General features: G+C 52.3%; 24 protein-coding genes. 1 reads left to right on the forward strand and 23 read right to left on the reverse strand.

From position 1 onward, the window contains the following. Positions 1-74 precede the first annotated feature (74 nt). The 22 genes from JNE38_RS18125 to JNE38_RS18230 form a co-directional block, all read right to left on the reverse strand. On the reverse strand, positions 75-302 hold the full coding sequence (locus JNE38_RS18125; protein WP_203357624.1) for a KH domain-containing protein: 228 nt from the start codon (positions 300-302) through the stop codon (positions 75-77). A gap of 23 nt (positions 303-325) precedes the next feature. Further along, entirely contained in the window at positions 326-598 is a 273-nt protein-coding gene (gene rpsP / locus JNE38_RS18130; protein WP_007719713.1) for a 30S ribosomal protein S16, read from the reverse strand. A gap of 112 nt (positions 599-710) precedes the next feature. Continuing rightward, positions 711-2,123, reverse strand: a complete 1,413-nt coding sequence (gene ffh / locus JNE38_RS18135) for a signal recognition particle protein (protein WP_203255047.1) — start codon at positions 2,121-2,123, stop codon at positions 711-713. A 10-nt stretch (positions 2,124-2,133) separates the two neighbouring features. Beyond that, entirely contained in the window at positions 2,134-2,472 is a 339-nt protein-coding gene (locus JNE38_RS18140; RefSeq protein WP_203255048.1) for a putative DNA-binding protein, read from the reverse strand. A gap of 141 nt (positions 2,473-2,613) precedes the next feature. Beyond that, on the reverse strand, positions 2,614-3,621 hold the full coding sequence (gene ftsY, locus JNE38_RS18145) for a signal recognition particle-docking protein FtsY (RefSeq protein WP_203255049.1): 1,008 nt from the start codon (positions 3,619-3,621) through the stop codon (positions 2,614-2,616). A gap of 42 nt (positions 3,622-3,663) precedes the next feature. Next, positions 3,664-7,236: a chromosome segregation protein SMC gene (gene smc / locus JNE38_RS18150; RefSeq protein WP_203255050.1), complete on the reverse strand. Its 3,573-nt coding sequence runs from the start codon at positions 7,234-7,236 to the stop codon at positions 3,664-3,666. A 229-nt stretch (positions 7,237-7,465) separates the two neighbouring features. After that, on the reverse strand, positions 7,466-8,167 hold the full coding sequence (gene rnc, locus JNE38_RS18155; RefSeq protein WP_203255051.1) for a ribonuclease III: 702 nt from the start codon (positions 8,165-8,167) through the stop codon (positions 7,466-7,468). Positions 8,168-8,206: 39 nt separating this feature from the next. Further along, positions 8,207-9,448, reverse strand: coding sequence for a beta-ketoacyl-ACP synthase II (gene fabF / locus JNE38_RS18160; RefSeq protein ID WP_203255052.1), 1,242 nt, complete (start codon positions 9,446-9,448; stop codon positions 8,207-8,209). A gap of 144 nt (positions 9,449-9,592) precedes the next feature. Then, the gene (gene acpP, locus JNE38_RS18165; protein WP_005834336.1) at positions 9,593-9,826 is read right to left on the reverse strand and encodes an acyl carrier protein; all 234 of its coding nucleotides are present in this window, start codon (positions 9,824-9,826) and stop codon (positions 9,593-9,595) included. A gap of 114 nt (positions 9,827-9,940) precedes the next feature. Continuing rightward, a complete protein-coding gene (gene fabG / locus JNE38_RS18170) occupies positions 9,941-10,681 on the reverse strand; it encodes a 3-oxoacyl-[acyl-carrier-protein] reductase (RefSeq protein ID WP_203255053.1) in 741 nt (246 codons plus the stop codon). Further along, positions 10,675-11,625: an ACP S-malonyltransferase gene (fabD, locus tag JNE38_RS18175; RefSeq protein WP_203255054.1), complete on the reverse strand. Its 951-nt coding sequence runs from the start codon at positions 11,623-11,625 to the stop codon at positions 10,675-10,677. The genes fabG and fabD overlap by 7 nt, the downstream gene beginning before the upstream one ends. Beyond that, positions 11,625-12,644, reverse strand: coding sequence for a beta-ketoacyl-ACP synthase III (locus JNE38_RS18180; RefSeq protein WP_203255055.1), 1,020 nt, complete (start codon positions 12,642-12,644; stop codon positions 11,625-11,627). The genes fabD and JNE38_RS18180 overlap by 1 nt, the downstream gene beginning before the upstream one ends. A 5-nt stretch (positions 12,645-12,649) precedes the next feature. After that, positions 12,650-13,657, reverse strand: a complete 1,008-nt coding sequence (gene plsX, locus JNE38_RS18185; RefSeq protein ID WP_203255056.1) for a phosphate acyltransferase PlsX — start codon at positions 13,655-13,657, stop codon at positions 12,650-12,652. A gap of 32 nt (positions 13,658-13,689) precedes the next feature. After that, positions 13,690-14,280: a transcription factor FapR gene (fapR, locus tag JNE38_RS18190; protein ID WP_428993664.1), complete on the reverse strand. Its 591-nt coding sequence runs from the start codon at positions 14,278-14,280 to the stop codon at positions 13,690-13,692. 111 nt (positions 14,281-14,391) lie between these two features. Then, positions 14,392-15,357 (reverse strand): ABC transporter ATP-binding protein, encoded by a 966-nt coding sequence (locus tag JNE38_RS18195; protein ID WP_203255057.1) that lies wholly within the window; start codon positions 15,355-15,357, stop codon positions 14,392-14,394. A 12-nt stretch (positions 15,358-15,369) separates the two neighbouring features. Then, complete coding sequence (locus JNE38_RS18200) at positions 15,370-16,158, reverse strand: ABC transporter permease (protein WP_203255058.1); 789 nt, start codon at positions 16,156-16,158, stop codon at positions 15,370-15,372. A 2-nt stretch (positions 16,159-16,160) separates the two neighbouring features. Next, complete coding sequence (locus JNE38_RS18205; RefSeq protein WP_203255059.1) at positions 16,161-16,940, reverse strand: ABC transporter permease; 780 nt, start codon at positions 16,938-16,940, stop codon at positions 16,161-16,163. Between the two features lie 194 nt (positions 16,941-17,134). Then, positions 17,135-17,905, reverse strand: coding sequence for a DeoR/GlpR family DNA-binding transcription regulator (locus JNE38_RS18210; RefSeq protein ID WP_203255060.1), 771 nt, complete (start codon positions 17,903-17,905; stop codon positions 17,135-17,137). Positions 17,906-18,120: 215 nt separating this feature from the next. Further along, on the reverse strand, positions 18,121-18,291 hold the full coding sequence (gene rpmF, locus JNE38_RS18215; protein WP_005834357.1) for a 50S ribosomal protein L32: 171 nt from the start codon (positions 18,289-18,291) through the stop codon (positions 18,121-18,123). A gap of 143 nt (positions 18,292-18,434) precedes the next feature. After that, positions 18,435-18,956, reverse strand: a complete 522-nt coding sequence (locus tag JNE38_RS18220; protein ID WP_203255061.1) for a YceD family protein — start codon at positions 18,954-18,956, stop codon at positions 18,435-18,437. A gap of 83 nt (positions 18,957-19,039) precedes the next feature. Next, positions 19,040-20,107 carry a SepM family pheromone-processing serine protease gene (locus JNE38_RS18225; RefSeq protein WP_203255062.1) on the reverse strand — a complete coding sequence of 356 codons (1,068 nt, stop codon included), beginning with the start codon at positions 20,105-20,107 and terminating at the stop codon, positions 19,040-19,042. Continuing rightward, positions 20,104-20,898 carry a patatin-like phospholipase family protein gene (locus JNE38_RS18230; protein ID WP_203357626.1) on the reverse strand — a complete coding sequence of 265 codons (795 nt, stop codon included), beginning with the start codon at positions 20,896-20,898 and terminating at the stop codon, positions 20,104-20,106. The genes JNE38_RS18225 and JNE38_RS18230 overlap by 4 nt, the downstream gene beginning before the upstream one ends. A 135-nt stretch (positions 20,899-21,033) precedes the next feature. Between JNE38_RS18230 and ylbJ the strand changes: the two genes are divergently transcribed. After that, positions 21,034-22,263 (forward strand): sporulation integral membrane protein YlbJ, encoded by a 1,230-nt coding sequence (gene ylbJ, locus JNE38_RS18235; RefSeq protein WP_203255063.1) that lies wholly within the window; start codon positions 21,034-21,036, stop codon positions 22,261-22,263. Positions 22,264-22,266: 3 nt separating this feature from the next. Here the strand turns inward: ylbJ and coaD are convergent, their stop codons facing one another. After that, the gene (gene coaD, locus JNE38_RS18240) at positions 22,267-22,752 is read right to left on the reverse strand and encodes a pantetheine-phosphate adenylyltransferase (RefSeq protein ID WP_203255064.1); all 486 of its coding nucleotides are present in this window, start codon (positions 22,750-22,752) and stop codon (positions 22,267-22,269) included.

The following is a 22,752-nucleotide window of genomic DNA, read 5'->3' on the forward strand; positions in this document are numbered from 1 at the left end:
TCGTGCCACTCCTTCCGACGTCGCCCAGAATCGCTCATAGGAAAAAAGACTGGGAATGCTCCCAGCCTTTTCACTCAAACAATTTCAACCGTGACACGCTTGTCCGTTTCCACGGATGCCGCCATCACGACTGTGCGCAGTGCTTTTGCAATCCGTCCCTGCTTGCCAATGATCTTCCCCATATCATCAGGGTGGACCGACAATTCAAAGACGAGACTGCGTTCCTTTTCCACTGCATTCACACGAACCTCATTCGGATGATCGACGAGAGCTTTTGCGATCGTTTCGACCAGCGCTTTCATCATCAGACCTCCAGATGAACGGCTTATTTGCCGTATTTGGTTTCGTGTACTTTAGCCATAACGCCTTCTTTGGAGAGAAGGTTACGAACGGTATCAGTTGGAGCTGCACCATTCAGGATCCATTGTACCGCTTTGTCGGTATCAATTTTCACCACTGCCGGTTGAGCAACCGGATTGTAGTAACCGATTTCTTCAATGAAACGGCCATCACGAGGGGAACGAGAGTCAGCTACTACTACACGGTAGAAAGGAGCTTTCTTGGAACCCATACGCTTCAGACGGATTTTAACTGCCATGTTGTGTCACCTCCTGTATAAATCAACGCGATATTCCTTCGCGTTGGTGCTACTATATCTGAACCATCGCGTCAGCTGACGAATCAGTGCCGCGAAGAGAGTTCATGCTAGATCATTTGAACGGCGGTTTGAAATTAAAGGGGAAGTTCATGCCACCCTGGTTTTTGCCGCCCTTACCCATGAACGGGAGTCCGAGTCCACCTTTTTTCTTGGACTTCTTTATCATCTTGTCTGCGGTGCCGGAGAACTGCTTCATCATTTTCTTCATTTCGTCAAATTGCTTGATGAACCGGTTCACTTCCTGAATGCTGGTCCCGCTGCCGTTTGCAATGCGCTTGCGGCGGTTGGCGTTCAGCAGGTCAGGATTGGCCCTCTCCGCTTTCGTCATGGATTTGGCGATCGCTTCCACACGGGCAATCTGCTTCTCATCGACGTTCATTTTTCCCTTCATCTTGTTCATTCCTGGCAGCATGCCGAGAATGTCTTCGAAAGGTCCCAGGTTGCGCAGCTGCTGCATGGAGTCCAGGAACATGTCGAAGGTGAATTCACCCTGACGCATCTGACGTTCCATGTCGCGCGCCTTTTCTTCGTCAACGTTGGCCTGCGCCTTTTCAATCAGGCTGAGCACATCGCCCATTCCCAGGATACGGGAAGCCATACGATCCGGATGAAACGGCTCCAACGCGTCCAGCTTTTCACCCATCGCCGCAAATTTGATCGGCTTGCCGGTGACTGCTTTGACCGATAAGGCCGCACCGCCTCGGGTATCGCCGTCGAGCTTGGTGAGAACCACACCGGTCAGCTCCAGCTGACTGTTAAAGCTCTCTGCTACGTTGACAGCGTCTTGTCCAGTCATCGCATCGACGACGAGCAGGATTTCATCGGGCTTTGCTACCTCGCGAATCTGCTTCAGCTCATCCATCAGTGCTTCGTCGATGTGCAGGCGACCTGCCGTATCGATCAGAACGACATCGAGATGATTCGTCTTGGCATGCTCAATGGCTTGCCGAGCGATTTCTACCGGACTGACTTGATCTCCGAGAGTGAAGACGGGAACACCTAGCTGCTCCCCCAAAACCTGAAGCTGCTTGATTGCTGCAGGACGGTAAATGTCCCCCGCTACCAACAGCGGCTTACGGTTTTGCTTTTGCAAATGCTTGGCCAGCTTACCAGTCGTGGTCGTTTTACCGGCCCCCTGCAAACCTGCCATCATGATGACAGTCGGCGGGCGGTGAGCCATCGTCAGTTGGGCGACACTTCCACCCATCAGCTCGACCAGTTCTTCGTTCACGATCTTGATAACCATTTGACCAGGCGTCAGGCTTTTCATGACATCCTGACCGACTGCGCGCTCTTTTACGCGAGCGACGAAGTCTTTTACTACTTTAAAGTTAACATCTGCTTCCAACAGGGCGAGCCGTACTTCACGCATCGCTTCGTTGACGATGGTTTCGTCAATCTTTCCTCTGCCTCGCAGTTTGTCAAACGCGCTTTGCAGCCGATTGGCTAAGCTCTCAAACGCCATGCGAGCCCTCCTAATCCATCTCTGACAGTTGGTGCAGCAAAGTGTTCAGTTCGTCTCTTGCCTTGCTATCCGCAATCCCATTCACAAGCTCTTTCATGCGGCTCAGCGCGTTCATCCGCTGTTCATGCTTCACTGCGAGATGCAGCTTCTGGTCGTATTCGAACAGTTGCTTTTCTGCTCGCTTGATGTGGTCATAAACAGCTTGGCGGCTGACCTCATGCATCTCGGCGATCTCTGAGAGCGACAAATCATCCAAATAGTACAGCTCCAGATATTCACGCTGCTTGCCCTTGAGTAGCGGCGCATAGAAATCAAACAAGAGGTTGACTTGATTGGTTTTTTCCAGCATGGAATCCAATCCTTTGCTATGAGGTACTCGGTGCGAACTGTAAAGACTTTTTCTTTACAGCACGTAGATTATAGTACCCAATTCCGCACCCAGTGTCAAGGTTTTTTATTGACATCATTTTTTTCTCTTTGAAAACGCGATTTACGCCTCGTTTTGCTCTTCGTTTTCCTCTTGCTGAATCAGTCCTGCGAACAGGGCGTGGACAAATTGCTCTGGGTCAAAACGCTGCAGATCGTCCATCTTCTCACCCAATCCCACGTATTTCACCGGGATGTTCAGCTCGTTGCGGATAGCGATGACGATTCCGCCTTTTGCCGTACCATCGAGCTTGGTCAGGACAAGTCCACTCACGCCGGCAGACTGGCCGAATGTTTTTGCTTGGGACAGCGCGTTTTGCCCTGTCGTCGCATCCAGCACGAGGAGGACCTCATGCGGGGCTCCCGGCAATTCACGTTGGAGGACGCGGTGAACCTTCGCCAGCTCCTCCATGAGATTGACCTTGTTTTGCAGGCGGCCAGCCGTATCGCACAGGAGTATATCTACCTGGCGCGACTTGGCTGCCTGGATCGCATCGTAAATGACAGCAGCGGGATCAGAGCCTTGCTGCTGCTTGATGACATCGACGCCTACGCGGTCGCCCCACACTTCCAATTGCTCAATCGCTGCTGCACGGAATGTGTCTCCCGCTGCCAGCAGGACCTTTTTGCCCTGCTGCTTGAACATGTGAGCCATTTTTCCGATGGTCGTGGTCTTTCCTACTCCGTTTACCCCGACAAACAAAATGACATTAAGACGCCCGTCCTGCACGTTTAGCTCGGTGTCGGCTGCTTCGTCGTTTTTCAGCAAAGCGACGAGCTTTTCCGAGAGAATCGGCTGCAGATCGATGGCATTCTCGATTTTTTGCTTGCGGACTTCGCCGCGCAGATCGTCAATCAGCTCCATGACGGTGTTGACGCCGACATCCGAGGTGATCAAAATTTCTTCGAGTTCATCAAAGAAATCATCATCGATTTTTTTATAGCGGCGAACGAGATCCTCCACTTTCTCCACGAGAAGATCTCGAGTCTTGGCCAGTCCGTCCGTAAACTTCTGGGTGACCTCTTCGGATTTTTGCACAATCGCGTCGCGCAGGCGCTTGAAAAAGCTCATCTTCATCTTCCTTTGCAGGTAATAATCATTCGGCCCCCAAGATTACGAGGCGGATTCAATAAACTTATCGCTTTCCTCCAGCTTCACCGACACCAGCTTGGACACGCCGCCTTCCTGCATCGTGATCCCGTAGAGCACATCCGCACTCTCCATGGTTCCTTTGCGGTGCGTAACGCATATAAACTGTGTCTGATTGCTGAAGTGATGCATGTATTCGGCGAAGCGATTCACGTTTGCTTCATCCAGCGCCGCCTCTACCTCGTCCAAGACGCAGAACGGAACAGGCTTGACACGCAGGATCGCAAACAGGAGCGCCATCGCGGTCAGTGCCCGCTCCCCACCGGAGAGCAGCGCCAAATTTTGCAGCTTCTTGCCAGGCGGCTGAGCAACGATATCAATCCCTGTGTCCAGCAGACTTTCCGGATTGGACAAGAGCAGATCCGCACGTCCTCCACCGAACAGCTTCACAAATACGTCGCGGAACTGCTCGGAAATCGCTTCAAACGTTTCCTTGAATCGGCGGGACATTTCTGTGTCCATCTCTTCAATGACCTGGTAGAGCATGTCTTTGGCTTCGTTCAGATCGGCTTCCTGTGAGCTTAGGAATTGCTGGCGCTCAGACAGACGTTCAAACTCCTCGATCGCTCCCAGGTTCACGGTACCCAGCGCACCGATCTGCTTTTTGAGGCGCGCAACAATCTGCACTTCGTCGGATATCTCACCGCGAGCCGGGTACTTTTGCTTCGCCAGATCGTAGCTCATTTCGTATTCTTCGGAGAGTTTGTTCAACAGGTGATCCAGCTCCACCTCATTGCGGTTCACCTTGACTTCTTCCTGATGCAGCTTTTCTTCGAGAGACTTCACTTCCCTGCGAATCTCTTTCACCTGCTGCTCGACTTGCTCCTGTTTGTAGAACAGAGTGGCCCGCTCGCTGCGGCGCTCCTGTATCAGACCGGCTACCCGGTCCTTGTCCTGCCGCAGCTCTGTAATTTTTTGATCGAGCTCGGAACCGGATGTTTCGTTGGTTCTCTCCAGCTCGTCGAGAGAAGCGAGGGTCGCATTTTGCTCCTCCCACTCCTTTTGCAGCGAGGTCTTTTGCTCCATCAATCGCTCTGTCTGCTCGATCCGCGACTGATATTCCTGCATGACCTGCGCACCCTGCACTTTGAGGCTGGTAATTTTCTGGTTCATTTCTTCCTTGGATTCGAGCTGTTCCTGTCGTTTGGCTTCAGCCTGTGCAACCAGGGCAGCCAGCTCCTTCTCCTCTGCATCCAGGGCAGCGAGAGACGCTTGCAGTTCCTCCTGCTTGCGGATCGCATCCTCCATCTCGCGGCGATATCCAGAGATGTCTTGCTCCACCAGCTTGATACGCTCACTCAAGGACCGGCCTTCCGCTTCTGTTTGCTGCAGCAGCCCTTTGACTTCCTGTTCTTTCAAGCGCAAGGACTCACCTTGGCTGCGCAGGGATTCCTGCTCCTGCTCCCACTTTCGAAGTTCATTTGCCAGTTGATCCATATGCGTAGTATGCCCAGAAATTGCCTGGTCGATTTCGGTCATCTGAACTTCCAGCTCTTCGGCTTGGCGATTTCGCCCCAGAAGATTGGTGCTGTTCTTTTTCAAGGCACCCCCGGTCATAGAACCGCCGGCATTGACGATATCCCCCTCGAGCGTAACCACCCGATAGCGATAGCTCAGAGCACGCGCGACCTTATTGGCTTGCTCCAGCGTCTCTGTCACGATCACGTTGCCGAGCAGCGACTCCAGAATCGGACGATACGTTTCCTCGAACGAAACCAGCTCGCTTGCGATCCCTACTACACCGGACTCCTTGGCCAGCTGACGTTTGTCATCCGACTGAAGCTGGCGCGGGCGGATGACATCCAATGGCAAGAAAGTCGCACGTCCGGCATTATGCTTCTTCAGGTGAGCGATGGCAGCACGACCTGCGCCTTCATTCTCTACCACGACGTTTTGCAGGGCACCGCCAAGCGCAACCTCCAAGGCCGTTTCATATTGCTGCGGAACGACGACCAACTCGGCTACTGCCCCGTGAATGCCTGCAAAGCCCCGTTCGCGAGCCTTGAGAATTTCTTTTACACCCTGCTGAAAGCCGGCAAACTCCGACTGCATTTCTTTTAACAGATCCAGGCGAGACTTGGCCGCTTCCTTCTTTTGTTCCCACCCGCGCAGCTCGCGGCGAGCGGTTTCCAGACGAGCTTGTCCCTCGCGATTGCGTTCCATCAGTTCTTTGTAGCTCGCGACGGTCTCCTGTATCGTCTGATCAATAGATTCCAGCTGTGCTTTGAAAGAGTCGAGCTTGGCCAGGCGTTGCTGCTCTTCCTGATCCAGCTGTTCTTTCCCCGAAAGCTGACGATCGAGCCGTGCCTGACTCGTTTGCACCAGTTGCTGCTGGTGACGCATTTCGTTTCGCAAATTGGCCATTTCGTTCAGCTTTTCGAAATAGTCACCTTTCAATCGTTCCACATCATCTGTCAGGGACTGCACCATCGAGAAAAACTGCCCTTCCGCTTCCTTCAGCGATTCACCCGCTTCTATCATTCGGCGGTTGGCTTCCTGGGCACGGTCTTGTTCTTCCGTGAGCTCTGTCTCCACCGCATGCTGCTTCTCCGTGATGCGATGCATCTGCTCCATCGTCTGCTGTCGATTGGCATTCAGGTTGCGCATGCGCTCCCGCAAAACTTCGCGCTGCCCCTCTACCTTCTCCGCCTCTTCGCTCACGGTCAAAAGAACCTGCTGCAGCTCTTCGATCGATTGATCAATCTGGGTGACGTGGAAGCGCGCCTGCTCCAGGTCTGCTTCCTGTTTCGATGCTTCCGTCGATTGTGCGACCAGCTGCTCCTGCAGCTCTGAAACACGCTGCGTGGCAGCTTCCCACTTGGCATGTGCTGCCTCGATCTGCTGCACGTAAAGCGCTACCTCGTGTTCGACCAGTTTGCGATGAAGCTCCTTGTAGGTGCGGGCTGTCTCCGCTTGCTCTTGCAACGGCCCGATTTGCTCGGTAATTTCACTTACTATGTCATGAATACGGACGAGATTTTGCTCGGTTTCATCCAGCTTCTTCTCCGCTTCACGTTTTCTTGTCTTATACTTGACGATCCCGGCGGCTTCTTCAAAAATGCCGCGGCGGTCTTCTGATTTGGTACTGAGGATTTCTTCGATTTTCCCTTGGCCGATAATCGAATACGCTTCTTTCCCCAAACCGGTATCCATGAACAGCTCCATGATGTCCTTCAGACGGCAGGATCTGTTGTTTATGTAGTACTCACTGTCGCCGGACCGATATACTCTGCGAGTAACCGAGACTTCCGAATACTCCACATCGAGGGAGCGGTCCGTATTGTCCAACGTGAGGGTCACCTCGGCAAAATTGACGGGCTTGCGGGTGTCACTGCCGGCAAAAATGATGTCCTCCATCTTTGCTCCGCGAAGCGATTTGGCGCTCTGCTCACCCAAAACCCAACGGATGGAGTCGGAAACATTACTTTTTCCGCTTCCGTTCGGGCCCACAACCGCTGTCACTCCAGGTACAAATTCCAGTTCCGTCCGGTCGGCGAAGGACTTAAATCCTGCCAGTTCCAGGCGTTTTAAATACATACTGACGGTCCTCCCTTAACAGCCCATCCGAAATATAGCTTGCATGCTCGAAAAGAAGCCCCTGCAAACGGACAGGAGCTTACTTCACTCAGCTACTTCGTCATATCGACATAAGTGTAACATAGAAGAGTACGTCTCGCAGTAATTTCCACTTGTTTACGAGGAGGAAAAGAGAAAGCCGCACCACTCGGCAAGAGTAGGTGCAGCCTTCTTTCAACACAACATCCTCTTATTTATCTCCCAGCTTGACCAATGCGCGCGCTGCCGCCTGCTGTTCCGCTTCCTTTTTGGATCGGCCCGAGCCGACGCCCAGCGAGCGATTGTTCAATAGAACCTCAGAGACGAACTCCCGATTATGAGCTGGTCCTTTTTCTTCTACGATGCGATATTGGATGTCTCCCAGATTGTCTTGTTGAACAAATTCCTGCAACTGGCTCTTGAAGTCGGTAACCTGGGCAAACTCTCCCTTATCTACCCGAGGATAGACGTATTTCTCCATAAAGGTAAATACTGCATCCACCCCTTGATCCAAATAAAGGGCGCCTACAAATGCTTCAAAAACGTCCGCTAGCAAGGCAGGTCGTTGACGTCCCCCCGTCAACTCTTCCCCTTTTCCCAGCAGAACGAGATCGCCGAAATTCAGCAGCTCAGCAAACTTCACCAGAGACGGTTCACAGACAATAGCTGCTCGAAGCTTCGTCATTTCCCCTTCACTCATCTTGGGAAATGTCTTGTACAAGAACTGGGAAACTGTCAATTCGAGGACAGCATCCCCCAAAAACTCCAGTCGCTCATTGTCTTGAATCCGTTTTCCGCGTTGCTCGTTCACGTAGGAAGAATGGGTGAATGCCTGCCGCAGCACGCTCTCATCATGAAAGCGCACGCCTATTTTCTCTTGCAGCTGTGCAAAACTCATCACCCTCACCGCCATTCCAGGAGACTTCCTACTCATTCTATCAGTAGGACTCATTTATGCTTCGTATCGTTTCAAAATAACCGTAGCGTTGTGGCCGCCGAATCCAAAGGTATTGGATACAGCCACATCCACTTTCGCCTTGCGTGCTTGATTCGGCACGTAGTCGAGGTCACATTCCGGATCCGGATTGTCCAAGTTGATCGTCGGAGGCAGGATTTGATCGCGCAGCGCGTACGCTGTGGCAATCGCCTCAATGCCACCTGTCGCTCCCAGCAAGTGTCCTGTCATCGATTTGGTCGAGCTGACAGCCAGCTTGTAGGCATGCTCGCCAAATACGGATTTGATCGCTTGCGTCTCTGCGATGTCCCCTTGATCCGTAGAAGTACCGTGCGCATTGATGTAATCCACTTCAGCAGGATCGACGCCTGCATCTTTCAAGGCATTGGTCATGCAGCGAGCTGCACCTTCCCCGCCTGGAGATGGAGAAGTAATGTGATGGGCGTCCGCGCTCATGCCATAGCCAATCACTTCGGCAATGATTGTCGCTCCGCGTTTTTTCGCATGCTCCAATTCTTCCAGAATGACGACGCCTGCGCCCTCACCCATGACGAAGCCATCGCGGTGTTTGTCAAATGGGCGGCTTGCTTTTTGCGGTTCGTCATTGCGAGTGGACATCGCTTTAGCCGAGCAGAAGCCTGCGAATGCCATCGGACGTACCGTTGCTTCTGCACCACCCGCGATCATCACATCCGCGTGATCAAACTGGATCAGGCGAAGCGCATCGCCAATTGCATTGGTGCCTGTGGCGCAGGCTGTGATTGCACTGGACGTCGGACCTTTTGCTCCATACTGGATGGAAACCGCCCCAGAGGCCATGTTTGCAATCAGCATCGGAATAAAGAAAGGACTCACACGACGAGGACCTTTTTCCAGCAAGGTCGTGTGCTGCTCCTCCCAGGTGGACAGACCGCCAATCCCGGACCCGATGTATACACCCACTCGCTCCGCATTTTCAGCTGTGATTTCCAGCTTGGCGTCTTCAACCGCCATTTTAGCAGCGGCTAATCCAAATTGAACGAATCGGTCTGTACGTCGAACTTCTTTTTTATCCATATACAGCTCAGGGTTGAAATCCTTGACTTCCCCCGCGATCTGCGTCGGATAATCCGTAGCGTCAAATGCAGTCAATCGGTCAATGCCTGATTTTCCTTCCAGCAGGCTGTTCCAGAAAGTCTGCGCGTCATTTCCCACCGGGGAGATGACTCCGACGCCGGTAATCACCACTCTTCGTTTCATTACGATCACCTCTATATAAAAGTCAGCAATCTGCTTCTTATTACTCCATTTTAGCCAAACAAGATTCTTCTTTACGTGCGCAGTTATGTACAGTTGGTAATGAAGGAGAAGTCCCGTATGATACGGGACTTCCAACTGATCGACCTACTTGTGAGATTCTATGTATTTTACAACCTCACCTACAGAAGTGATCTTTTCAGCATCTTCGTCAGAAATCTCTAAATCAAACTCATCTTCGAGTTCCATTACGAGTTCTACTACATCCAGGGAGTCAGCGCCCAGGTCTTCTTTGAAAGAAGCCTCCAAAGTAATCTTGGACTCATCTACACCCAGACGATCGACGATGATTTTCTTCACGCGCTCCAATGTATCTGCCATTTTGCTTCACCCCCTCTCCCGTATTATAGTGGATGAGCCTTCAAAAAACCAGTTTCTAGATTACAGGAGAAATCCATCCAATCCCTGGCTCTGAATGCTCTGTCACCCATGTGACTACATGTACATACCGCCATCCACGTGAAGCGTCTGGCCAGTCATATAATTCGCCGCATCAGATGCGAGGAACAAAACAACGGAAGCAATATCGTCCGTCTGCCCCAATCTGCCGAGCGGAATCTGTCCCATCATGCCCGCTTTCACATCTTCCGAAAGAACGGAAGTCATTTCGGTATCAATAAAGCCTGGCGCTACCGCATTTACCGTGATGCCGCGTGTAGCGAGCTCGCGCGCAGCCGTCTTGGTCAAGCCGATGACACCCGCTTTTGCCGCCACGTAGTTCGCTTGGCCAGGATTCCCCAGCACGCCAACAACGGAAGTGATGTTGATAATCTTGCCGGAACGCTGCTTCATCATCGGGCGAGTCGCTGCTTTCAGGCAGTTGAATACGCCTTTCAGGTTGGTCGCGATGACATCGTCCCATTCGTCCTCTTTCATGCGCATCAAGAGATTGTCACGTGTAATTCCCGCATTATTGACGAGGATATCGATTGCTCCGAAATGATCCAGAGCAGATTTGAACATCTCGTTTACTTCTTCGGTTTGGGACACATTTGCACGTACCATAATCGCGTCGCGTCCCATTTCCTTGATGAGAGCCACCGTTTCCGCAGCAGCTGCTTCGCTTCCTGCGTAGTTCACCACCACATTGGCTCCCGCGTCCGCCAGCTTCAAGGCGATCGCGCGTCCGATTCCTCGGGATGCGCCTGTGACCAGGGCTGTTTTACCTGCTAGCATAGTACCCCTCCGTTCAGCAGCTCTGTCAATGAATCCATGTCTTGCACGGAAATGATGGTGGTTTCAGCCGGTGCAATCTTTTTGATCAATCCAGCCAGCACTTTTCCCGGTCCGATCTCTACGAAAGTCGTAACTCCCTGCTCGACCATCCATTGAACGGTGTCTTCCCAAAGCACCGGAGCCGACACTTGTTTGACCAGACTGTCCACGATCGTCTGCGCTTCCGATACGGGCCGTGCGGTCACGTTCGCCACGACAGGAATGCTTGCTTCCTCCACGGTGATTCCCGCCAAGACCGCATGCAGCTTATCTGCTGCAGGCTGCATCAGACTGGAGTGGAACGGTCCGCTTACATTCAGCGGCAATACACGTTTTGCCCCTGCTTCTTTGGCTTTTTCACCAGCGAGCTTGACACCTTCCGCAGAACCGGAGATGACGATCTGTCCCGCACAGTTCATGTTCGCCATCTGTACCGGATGCCCGGATTGAGTCACCGCTTCACATACCGCATGCAATACGGCACGATCCAGGTTGAGCACAGCAGCCATGGCACCTTCGCCCGCCGGCACCGCTTCTTCCATGAATTGGCCGCGGGCACGGACGGTTTTGACTGCATCCGCAAACGAAAGAGCACCCGCAGCAACCAGCGCAGAATATTCGCCCAAGCTGTGTCCTGCCACAAAATCCGGTTTGAATTCCGGCTGCTTTTCTTTAAAGGCTGCAAGCACTGCCACGCTTGCGGTCAGAATCGCAGGCTGTGTATTCGCAGTCAGGCGCAGCTCTTCCTCTGGCCCTTCAAAGCACAAGCTCGAAAGGGAAAAGCCCAATGCTTCATCTGCTTGCTGAAAGACGAGACGAGCAGCCTCGGATTGCTCGGTCAGAGCCTGGCCCATGCCAACGAATTGCGACCCTTGACCTGGAAAGACGAATGCTACCTTCCCCATTACTTCTCGCTCCCTTCAGCAGGTGTCGTCGACCATTTCAAGAGAGTGGCTCCCCAAGTCAAGCCGCCTCCGAAACCTACGAGAACCAGATTGTCGCCCTCTTTTACCCGACCAGATTGAACAGCCTCATCCAATGCGACCGGAATGGAAGCCGAGGACATGTTTCCGTAGCGATCCAGGTTAATGACGACTTTGTCTTCGCTCAGGCCGAAGCGCTGCACCGCGGAATCGATGATGCGCTTATTTGCCTGATGCGGCACCAAGAGATTGATATCGTCCTTCGTCAAGCCTGCTTTCGTCAAGACTGCCTCTGTCGCGGAGTTCATGACGCGAACGGCAAATTTAAAGACTTCGCCGCCAGCCATTGCGAGGTAGTGAAGATCCCCTTCCACGGATTCGCTGGAAGCCGGGATGCGCGAACCACCTGCAGGCAAGCAGAGCAGAGGACCGCCAGAACCGTCTGCGCCCAGCTCAAAGGACTGGAAGCCAAAGCCTTCCGCCACTTCCCCGATGACAGCAGCACCCGCTCCGTCACCGAACAGCACGCATGTATTTCGATCTTTGTAGTTCGTAATTTTGGACAAGCTCTCCACACCAACAACCAAAACGTATTTGTACAGGCCATTCGCAATAAATTGCGTCGCTGTCGTTATTCCGTACAGGAAGCCTGTGCAAGCTGCGGACAAATCCATTGCAGATGCACGGGTCGCTCCCAATTTATCCTGCAGGATGCAAGCCGTAGACGGGAACATCGTGTCTGGTGTCACTGTCGCGACGATGATCATATCCAGCTGTTCCGGGCTCAGGTTTGCTTTCTCCAGCGCTTTTTTGGCTGCCTCGTAAGCAAGATCAGAAGAAGCTTGTTCCGGGGAGCTGATGCGTCGCTCGCGAATCCCGGTCCGGGAAACGATCCATTCGTCTGAAGTGTCCACCATTTTTTCCAGATCAAAGTTGGACAACACTCTCTCAGGGGTGTAGGAGCCCGTTGCCAAAATACCTACTGAACGTTTGCCATTCATCTGCCTCACTCGCTTTCTGGCGTACTGTTTTTCTGCAATGCTTGCGCAATGATATCGTTGACATCCTGTTTTACAAAACGAGCGGCGCTCGCAATCGCATTTTTGATTGCTTTTTCATCGGAAGAACCATGCGCCTTGATGACAGGACTGCGCAATCCGAGCAGGGGTGCCCCGCCGTATTCCGCGTAATCCATACGTTTCCGGAAGCGCATCAGGCCCGGTTTGAGAATAGCCGCTCCTACCTTATTAATCAGGCTGGAAGTAAACTCCTGCTTCAGCTGCGAAAAGATTGTAGAAGCAGAACCTTCGACAGCTTTTAACAAAACATTTCCTACAAAACCGTCGCAGACGAGGACATCGCATGCCCCTTGAAGGACGTCGCGCGCCTCCACGTTGCCTACGAAGTTCAAGTCAGCTTGCTGCAGCATAGGAAAAACCGCTTTTGTCAGCTCGTTTCCTTTTCCCTCTTCGGTGCCTACGTTCAGCAAGCCTACCGTCGGGCGTTCAAAGCCCAAGACCCGCTCTGCGTACAGACTTCCCATCAGAGCATATTGCAGCAAATGATGCGGTTTTGCGTCCATGTTGGCGCCGACATCCAGAGTCAGCGTCACCCGTCCCTTTACATTTGGGATGAATGCAGCCAGTGCCGGCCGTTCGATTCCTTCCATGCGCCCTGCATATAGCAAGCCCGCTGTCATGAGCGCACCAGTGTTCCCAGCCGATATCGCCGCATCCACCAGATTTTCTCGTGCCATCTGGACAGCCACTACGAGAGACGAGTTTTTCTTTCTCCGTACGGCTTTCACCGGTTCATCATCCGTCTCGATGACTTCCGATGTCGGTACAATCTCTATGTTAGCCGGAATATCCCCCGGCAGATGGCTCCGAATGCCTTGTTCATCCCCCACCAGCACTACCGTAATCGATGGGTTTTCCTTGACGGCAGCCAATGCTCCCTGCACCGTACTGCGCGGTGCGTTATCGCCGCCCATCGCATCCACTGCAATTCGCAACCGAGTCTCCTCCTTAATTTCAACCATGCTGTTTATGTGACAGCTGACATCCCGACGACGCGGAACGTGGCGGTAAATACAAGCTCACCTTGCACTTTTGTCTCTACGCGCACTTTGCACTCGTCGCCATTGCGGCTCCGCACCAGCGCCTTTGCGACCAGCTTTTCGCCCAATCGCGCAGGCCGCACGAAGCGAATTCTAGCCGTTGCCGTCAGCGCCACATCTGCATTGATGACCGCCACAGCCAATGAATTGGCTTGAGCAAATATGTAGTGTCCACGAGCGATTTGCGTTCGTGAAAAGACGTGTTCTTCTTTGATCTCCAAAACGGAAATCGCCTGGGAATCAAGCTGCAGATCGATGATTTCACCGATGACTTCGTCGATCCCGAGTGACTTCACCGGGTCCAGACTCTTCTCGGCCACCGATTTGATTCGCTCTCGAAGTTCCGGAATCCCCAGTTCCAATCGATCTAAGCGTATTGTTTGAATACTGACCTGAAATAACTCTGCCAGATCCTCGTCAGTCGCGAAAGGATTTTCTTGCAATGACTGCACCAATCGAGTCTGGCGATCCTTTTTCGGCAAGCGGGCGATGCTCGACACCCCCCCAGCAAGATTCATGTAATCTCATCTATGATTGCGATCAGTTTTTAATACCTGGTACCAAACAAAGTATAAGGGAGGTTTCTTAGAATTACAAGCAAAGATGGCAAAAATGGCTCTATGGTCGTGTTAGTACAATCGCTTGATGACTTCCTCGATATCCGGTTCTTTCATGCGGATATCTACCGGCTCTCCCCATTTCCCCAGTTCTGCAAGCAGCTTCGGCGATGAGGTCTTGGCCTTGTCAAAATAAAGGAATAGCTCGTTTCCGGCCACCTCCGCCCTCACCACACCTTCGATGACTGCCGGAACAACTGGTTCAGACCGGTACTCCGCCACAATCATGCTAGTCAATCCAATCTGGTTGCGAAGCCCATCCAACGTAGTATCGAGCATCTTCTTTCCGTGGTTGATCAAGATGATCCTGCTGCACAGCTGCTCGATGTCATCCATATCATGCGTCGTCAGGAGGATCGTCTTTTTGCCTGTTTGGTTCACTTCCCGCAAAAAGGAGCGAATCCTCGTCTTGGCTACAACGTCGAGTCCGATGGTAGGTTCATCCAAAAACAGCACAGGCGGATCATGAAGAAGCGCTGCCGCCAGATCAGCCCGCATCCTTTGACCCAAAGACAGCTTGCGCACAGGCGTATCCAAAAACTCGTGGAGATCCAAAAGCTCGTTGTACCTGTCCATCGCCTTGCGATAAGAAGGAGCATCGATCTTGTACATCGCCTGCAAGATTTCAAACGAGTCCCGAACAGGCAAGTCCCACCACAGCTGCGTGCGCTGTCCGAATACGACACCGATGTTGGCTGCGACCTTTTTACGTTCTGTTTGCGGGCTGTAGCCACCTACGCGAATGTCCCCGCACGTAGGATGGAGTATGCCTGACAGCATCTTGATGGTCGTCGATTTACCCGCGCCATTCGGTCCGATATACCCGACAAAATCGCCTTCTCGTATGGAAAAAGAGATGTCATCCACTGCCTTGATTTCTTTTTGCTGTCTGGAAAAAAGAGTCCGAATCGAAGAGAATTTCCCTTTCGTAGGCTCGGCCTGGAAAAAAGATTTGCCGATGTGAACCGCTTCAATCATCGAGATTCCCTCCTAGCTTCCCGTACTGTGATAATGACGAATTCCCCAGCGCCAAAAGGAAATGGCACAGCCTAGAGCCACTCCGGCAACCAGCGGCGTCAGCAGTGGGTAGAACCAGGTGCCCCCTTTTCCCAGTAGATACAGCATGGGCACGTAGTTCATATACGCAATGGGGATAGCCGAGAAAAACAGCCACTTCAACCAGCTCGGATACAGAGCGATCGGGTAGTTCGACGCATTCGCCGGCGCGTAGATGGTAAAAGTCTGCAAGTCCTTGCTCTGTTGCAGCCAGAAGCAGGCAGCCGCAGTGGAGAGCCCGATGGAAAAATATATCACGCCGCCCGAGAGGATAGCCACGGGGACGAACAACAGCAATAGGGCTGTGCTCTCCCCTTGGAGGAGCATTCCTGACAGTGAGACGGCGAGTACTGCCAAGCCTTGCACCACTCCCCCGATCCGCGATAGATCCAGATTGCGGGTGAGCAGCAAAAGCAACGGAGAAACAGGACGGATCAATAGCTGATCCAGCTCTCCCTGCATGACATATCTCTCAAATTCATGGATTTCCGGCGCGACGAGTCGATAAAGGGAAATCGCTGACGACGAGATGCCGTACAGGATTCCTACCTCGTACAAATTCCAGCCAATCATGTCGTGAAACCGGTACAAAATCGCAGAGAGAACGACGAAATCCAGAACCATGATCATCCCGGTCGTCGCGGCACTGGTCAAGAAGTTGATTTTGTACTGCATCTGAGCGCGTATGCTGCTTGCGATCAATTTTCGATATAGGGCAAACATATTCATCCCCCTTGAATTTCCAGCTTGCGTCTCGCCATTCTGGTCAACAGCAAAGCAGATCCGGTCAACAAAAGTGCCCAAGCAAGCTGGATCCATATTCCTGTAGGCGCGGCTAACTGCAAGTAGATCATGACGGGATAGTAAATCAGTCCCGAGAAAGGAAGATACGGAGCCACTTTCCCCATAAAACCGGGAAGCAGATCGAGCGGTATCATTTGTCCGCCTAGCCCAAACAAAAGGGAGATCAAAATGTAGTGAATCCAGCGAATTTCCGTCGTCCAAAAAGAGGTGATTCCTGCGTGGAAAAACAGCAAGAGGCCGATGTACACTCCGAGCAGCAGGGAAATGCCCGCCCAGATGTATGTCATGACATTCGAAGGGAAAAAGAAACCGACAGCCAGTCCGAGAATCAGGGCGATCGGCAGGCTTCTGTAGCAGGCGTTGTAGGCGATTCGTCCCACCTCATGACTGAGGACATACCAGAGGTAATGGACTGGCCTCAGCAAATCCAGACTCACCGCTCCGCTCCTCACTCCAACCTGCACATTCAGTCCGGGAGACAAGAAGGCAGTCACCCACAAGACACTCTGGCATACTGCGATGTAATGCGCCATCGTTTCTGCATCGTATGGCCCTGCCACCTGCTTCCCTTTCAGGACGCCTTCCCAAATGGCGATAAATACGAGGCCGAAGATCGAGCTTGCCACATTGTTGACAAAATGGGATAAACGGTATTGAAGATTGCGAAGATAGCTTTTATGAATAATCCGCCAATAGACCATGGCACCCTCCTTTTGAGCAGCGAGAAGTAAGATTATACAAGAATCTGGAAAATGCCGCAATATGGATTTTTATGTCTGTCAGCTTCCTATCAAACAAAAAGAAAGCCCTTCTAAACGAAGGACTTTCCCTGATAAATTCACTTGCTGTCACGCTCGCTTTCGCCTATCACGCCAGCCAAATGAAGTTTACCCGCTTATTTATGTAAGTCATCTGCGACCAGAAGCTCAACTTCATGGCGCTGCAGTGCTTCGAGCAAGTCCGCACTGGGCTTTTGATCGGTCACAATGATGTCCAATTGATGCAGCTCCGCCACCCGATACAGCATGGATTTGCCGAATTTGGTGTGGTCCGCCAGCACGACGACCTGGTCTGCGCGCTTCATCATTTCCTTGATCAAATAGCCGGACTCCTCTGATGGCGAAACAAGTCCATGGGGTGTGATACCGCACGCCCCGATAAACAGCTTGTCGACATGGTAATCGGAGAGGTTTTCGATCGTACGGGAACCGTAAGCGTACTGATCTTCGGGATGAACATCTCCGCCCAGCAGCTTTACATGAAAACCTTTTTTGGCTGCAAGGCTGGACGCCGCAGCGAGCGAGCTGGTGATGATGACGTGGTCGGTCGTTTCCAAGGACTCGATCGCAAGCTGCACCGTCGTGGATGCATCAAGCAGCAAATAATCTCCGTCCTTGACCAGACCCGCAGCGATAGCAGCAATGCTGCGCTTTCCGCCTAGATCGAGCTGCATGCGCTCCTGGTAGGAATAGCTTTTCTTGGTAAGGGTGGGCAAAACGGCTCCGCCTCGCGTCCGCAGAATCCTTCCCTGTTCCTCCAGCTTGACGATATCCCGCCTGGCTGTATCCCGGGAGACCCCGAACTGCTCCACTACGTCCTGAACACTAATCCGCTGATGATCCTGCAAATAGTGCAAGATGGCTTCGAGCCTCTCTTCTTGGAACATCACACTTTCACTCCATCCATGCGCGACTGCAACCTTCATGCTTATTGTAAGCGATTCAACGACCATCCGCAAGCAATAATAAGCATTATTAAGTAAACGTAAGTAATTTTATCAATCGACGATCTTCTCTTAAGGGTGCTCCCTCCGTTTCCCGCTTCTTTTCCAAATAAAAAAGACAAGGTGATTGCTCACCTTGTCTTTTGAGTAGCTTGATCTTACTTCGCTACTTTCACACCTTTGTAGTGACCGCAGCTTGGGCAAACGCGATGCGCAAGCTTGTATTCGCTGCAATTATCGCATTTGATCATGCCTGGAATCTCTAATTTGAAGTGCGTACGACGCATTCTTTTACGGGTTTTGGAAGTTCTCCGTTGAGGTACTGCCATCTTCCTTACACCTCCTTCAACTGACAAATGCTAAGATGCTCTATTTGGGTGGATAGTATAGGCAAAAAGCTTATGCCATCCTTCAAAAATGAGACGCTCCAATCGGGATGATCGGCGTCCCATCTTGAAAACAATAGGAACGACTACTTGCTGCTGTCCTTGAACAAATCAGCCAACCCAGCCAAACGTGGGTCAATCCGTTCGTTCTTGCAGCTGCACGCCACTTCATTGCGGTTGACACCGCAAGTCGGGCACAACCCCTTGCAATCTTCCTCGCAAAGCGGGAAGGTCGGCATGGCGAGCAGAAAATCTTCCTGAAGCAACGAGTCCAGTTCGATCTCGTCCCCCTCCAGCGGAAGAATATCACTATCCTCGTCTTCACGGACAATCGGATCATCTTCATGCGCGAAGGTTTCGGAAAATGGAACTGTCGCATGGTGGGTAAAAGGCTTGAGGCAACGGGCACACACAAAGTCCACGTCTGCTTTCAGATTACCTTTTACATAGTAGAGATTGCCTAACTGTACCGCTTCGCCCTTTGCATCAACCGGAGTGATTCCTCTGATTTCGTCATGGCGATTTTTCAGCTCTGCTGCATCGAGCGTGAGCTGGAACGGCAAGGGCTCTCCCTTTCGATGCTCTAACTCTGTCAACTTGATATTCATAGCTTTCACCTCATGCACAACAAGGATGATTATAGACCCTGCCCAAAGCTTTGTCAACCATTTTCCCTTGACAGCTTATCTCGTCAGGAAGGTTTCTTTGGCTGCTCGTTCAGATAGGCAACCGCATCATTTACGGTCTTGACCGGCACTACCTTCATTTTGGTCCCAATGCGCTTTGCCGTGGCGAGAGCCTCTTGATAATTGGAGTCCGCGCCGGGTGTATCCTGAGGGGCAAAGAAGATGTCAGCGCCAGCTTTGTCGGCTGCTACGACCTTATGATTGATCCCGCCGATCCTCCCTACTGTGCCATCCAGCGAGATCGTGCCTGTCCCTGCGACGTTGTACCCCTTCGTTAGATCCGTATCGGTCTTCAACTGGTCCAAAATCTCCAGCGTCATCATCAATCCAGCAGACGGACCTCCGATTCCATTGGATGCGATGTTCACCTTTTTCGGGATCACGATATTTTGCTTGTTATCCGGGCGAACACCGATTCCGACTGACTTTGATTCAGGCAGTGGTACCAAGGTTAACATCGTTTTGGCTTCTTGTCCATCTCTTGTGTATGTAATGCTTACAGAGTCTCCCGCTTTCTTCTTGGAGAGTACCTGTAGGAGATCTTTGGCTTCCGGAGTCGGCACCCCATCGACAGATGTGATGACGTCCCCGATCTTCAGCACCTTTTTCGCTGGAAGGCCCTCGATGGTGCCCATTACCCAGACTCCCTGCTTCTCCACCTTTACATCATATCCGGCAAGGCGGAAGGCAACTGCCTCAGCGAGCTTCTGTGAATTGTCCATGACAGCCTGCTCGCGTCGGACAAAGTCTTCGTTGCTCTCTCCTTGGCTCACGACCAGTTCCTTTTGCATCAACTCAGCGTCTGGAGATACTTTGGCATAGACATACCATGCGAGATTCGCCTCTCCCATGCGTACCGTTGTCAGCATAAACGAACCGGCTTCGTCCTTTTTCCCGCCTTCTACCTCGATCATCGGAGCCAGCTCAATTGCTGAGCCTGGACGCGTAATGTAATAATTCGTTGGGATAAAAAAAGAGAGGCCCAGCGCGACTGATGCCAGAGCCAGCATCCAGCTTACGCCTTTGGTGCCTTTCGCTCTTTTCTGATTGGAGTTTAGCCGATCCTCACTCATTTTACTGCCTCCCAGTTCTCGATCAATTCGTGAATGCGCGCTGCATGCTCCATCCCCGCGCGCTCACCCAGTTCAATGATTTCTTCGACTCCGCTGTATGCGATACTGCTATAATGTCCAACATCCGGCCGGATTACGAGATCGGCGGACAGGATCCTGTGTCGCAGGATTTCCCGTTCCATGACGTCGATGGTCTGCGCGATGACATCGAAAATGGTCGATACCTTCATCGGTGTATCCACCTGCGCAACGTCAACGGCTATGACGATATCTGCTCCCATTTCACGAATCACGGTTACAGGCACCCGGTCAATGACACCTCCGTCCACCAACAGCCGATTGCCTACCTTCTCCGGAACGAATATGCCAGGAATCGAGATGCTCGCTCGCACAGCCTGATCAATCGGGCCTTCCCGAAAGACCACGCGCTCTCCTGATTCGATATCCGTCGCCACGATTGCCAGCGGTTTGTTCAACTCCTCGATTCGCTTGCCGTGCGTGAGAAGTCGAATCAATTGTTTAATTTTTTCACCAGCTACAAAGCCGAGACTGGGTACGGTCAGATCGAGCCAATGCTTTCGCTTCAGGTTCTTTGCCAGCTTTCCCATCATGTGTGGTTCGATTCCATTTGCGTAGACAGCCGCGATCAAGCTCCCCATGCTGCTGCCTGCGAGCATATCCACTTCAATTCCGTGCGCCTCCAGTGACTTGAGTACGCCGATGTGAGCAAACCCCCGCGCTCCACCTGATCCGAGGGCTACCCCAACCACCGGTTTCCGTTTCGCTGCCATCATCACATTCCCCCTGTAAAAAGCGTATGTGGGCAGGTGCCGATCCTTTCGCACTTGGAGCCTTTTGCCGGAGCATAGTTTGCGGGTTAGTTACGTAGACATGTACTATTCAGGCAGTCGGTTCAGGAGGATTCCATGTCACGCCACTCTCCGATATTTACCCTGTTGTTCGCCTTTTCGACGATAGCCCTCGTTTTTGCACTGGTAGCCTATTCGCAGATCTCGTTTGAAGCAGCCGTCCGCGGACTGAAAATATGGTGGGAAGTGGTATTTCCATCCACCCTGCCATTTATCGTCCTCTCCGAGATTCTGATGGGTCTCGGTGTCGTTCACTTTGTGGGCGTCTTGCTGGAGCCGCTCATGCGTCCGTTGTTTAACGTCCCTGGCACAGGCGGCTTCGTTCTCGCCATGGGTTTTTCCTCCGGATATCCGGTTGCCGCCAAACTGACGACGCGCCTGCGGCAGCAAGGAAATGTGACTCAGGCAGAAGGGGAACGTCTCGTCTCCTTTACGACTACGGGCGACCCGTTATTCGTCATGGGCGCGGTCGCAATCGGCTTCTTTCACAGCGAGCAGATGGGGCTGGTACTTGCCCTTACCCATTATCTATCCGCCGTAATCATGGGACTGCTCTACCGCTTCCACGCCCCTTTTGCCGTGGTCAGCAAGCCCTTGGAAAAGACGGACCAGCCACTCCCTCTGAGAGCGCTACAGGCCATGCATCGGGCGCGGCTGCGCGATGGTCGTCCCTTTGGCAAGCTCATGGGAGATGCTGTCCATTCTGCCTTGAACACACTGTTTATGATCGGCGGCTTCATCATTGTCTTCTCGGTGCTGATCCAGTTGTTCTCCGCGATTCATCTCACGCAAATCATCAGTACGTTTCTGTCCATTTTCCTTGTGCCTTTTGGCTTTCCACCCGCATTCTCCCATGCGATTGTCGCCGGCTTGTTCGAGGTGACGCTCGGAGCGCAAGCAGCCAGCGCCGTGCCGGATGGCGTCTCGATGGTATGGAAAGCCGCGATCGCGAGCGCCATTCTATCTTGGGGAGGTCTGAGCGTGCATGCACAAGTGGCCAGCATTCTCAGCGAAACGGACATTCGGGTCGCCCCTTACTTGCTCGCTCGCTCCTTGCACGCAATCGCTGCTGCCATCTTGACCTTCATTCTCTGGGGGCCTCTCCATACGAGTGCCTGGCTCTCGGAGAAAACCATCCCCGTATTTCTGCCGAGCACTTCAGAGATCCCATTGATCGGCTGGTGGGATACGTTTTGGCATTCCAGCTTGCTCGCTCTTGGAGTCGCCGTTTTATTGCTGTTGGCAAGCGTCTTGTTCCGGCGGATCAGGCCTAACCGCATGCGCTAATGCTTACTCTTTCGCATTCATCTTGGCCATCAGCGCCCGCTCAACGGCAGGTGGCACCAAATCCTTCACACTTGCCTGGTAGCTGGCCACTTCCTTCACGATGCTTGAGCTCAGGTAGGAGTACTGATTGCTCGTCATCATGAAAAATGTCTCCACTTCTTCATTCAGCTTCTTGTTGATAGAAGCAACCTGCATTTCGTATTCAAAATCAGACACAGCGCGCAATCCCCGGATAATGACCTGGGCATTGCGCTTTTTCATGTAATCGATCAAAAGACCGTCAAACGAATCCACTTCCACATTGCCCAAATCGGCAGTTACTTGCCGCAGAAGCTCCACCCGTTCTTCCACACTGAACAAGGACTTCTTCTTTGCGTTGATCAAAACGGCAACGATCACCTTGTCAAACACTTTCGACCCGCGCGTGATAATATCGAGATGACCGTACGTAACCGGATCAAAACTCCCTGAACAAACCGCAATGGTCAT

Origin of the sequence: Brevibacillus choshinensis, assembly GCF_016811915.1 — a bacterium.
Classification (GTDB): domain Bacteria; phylum Bacillota; class Bacilli; order Brevibacillales; family Brevibacillaceae; genus Brevibacillus; species Brevibacillus choshinensis_A.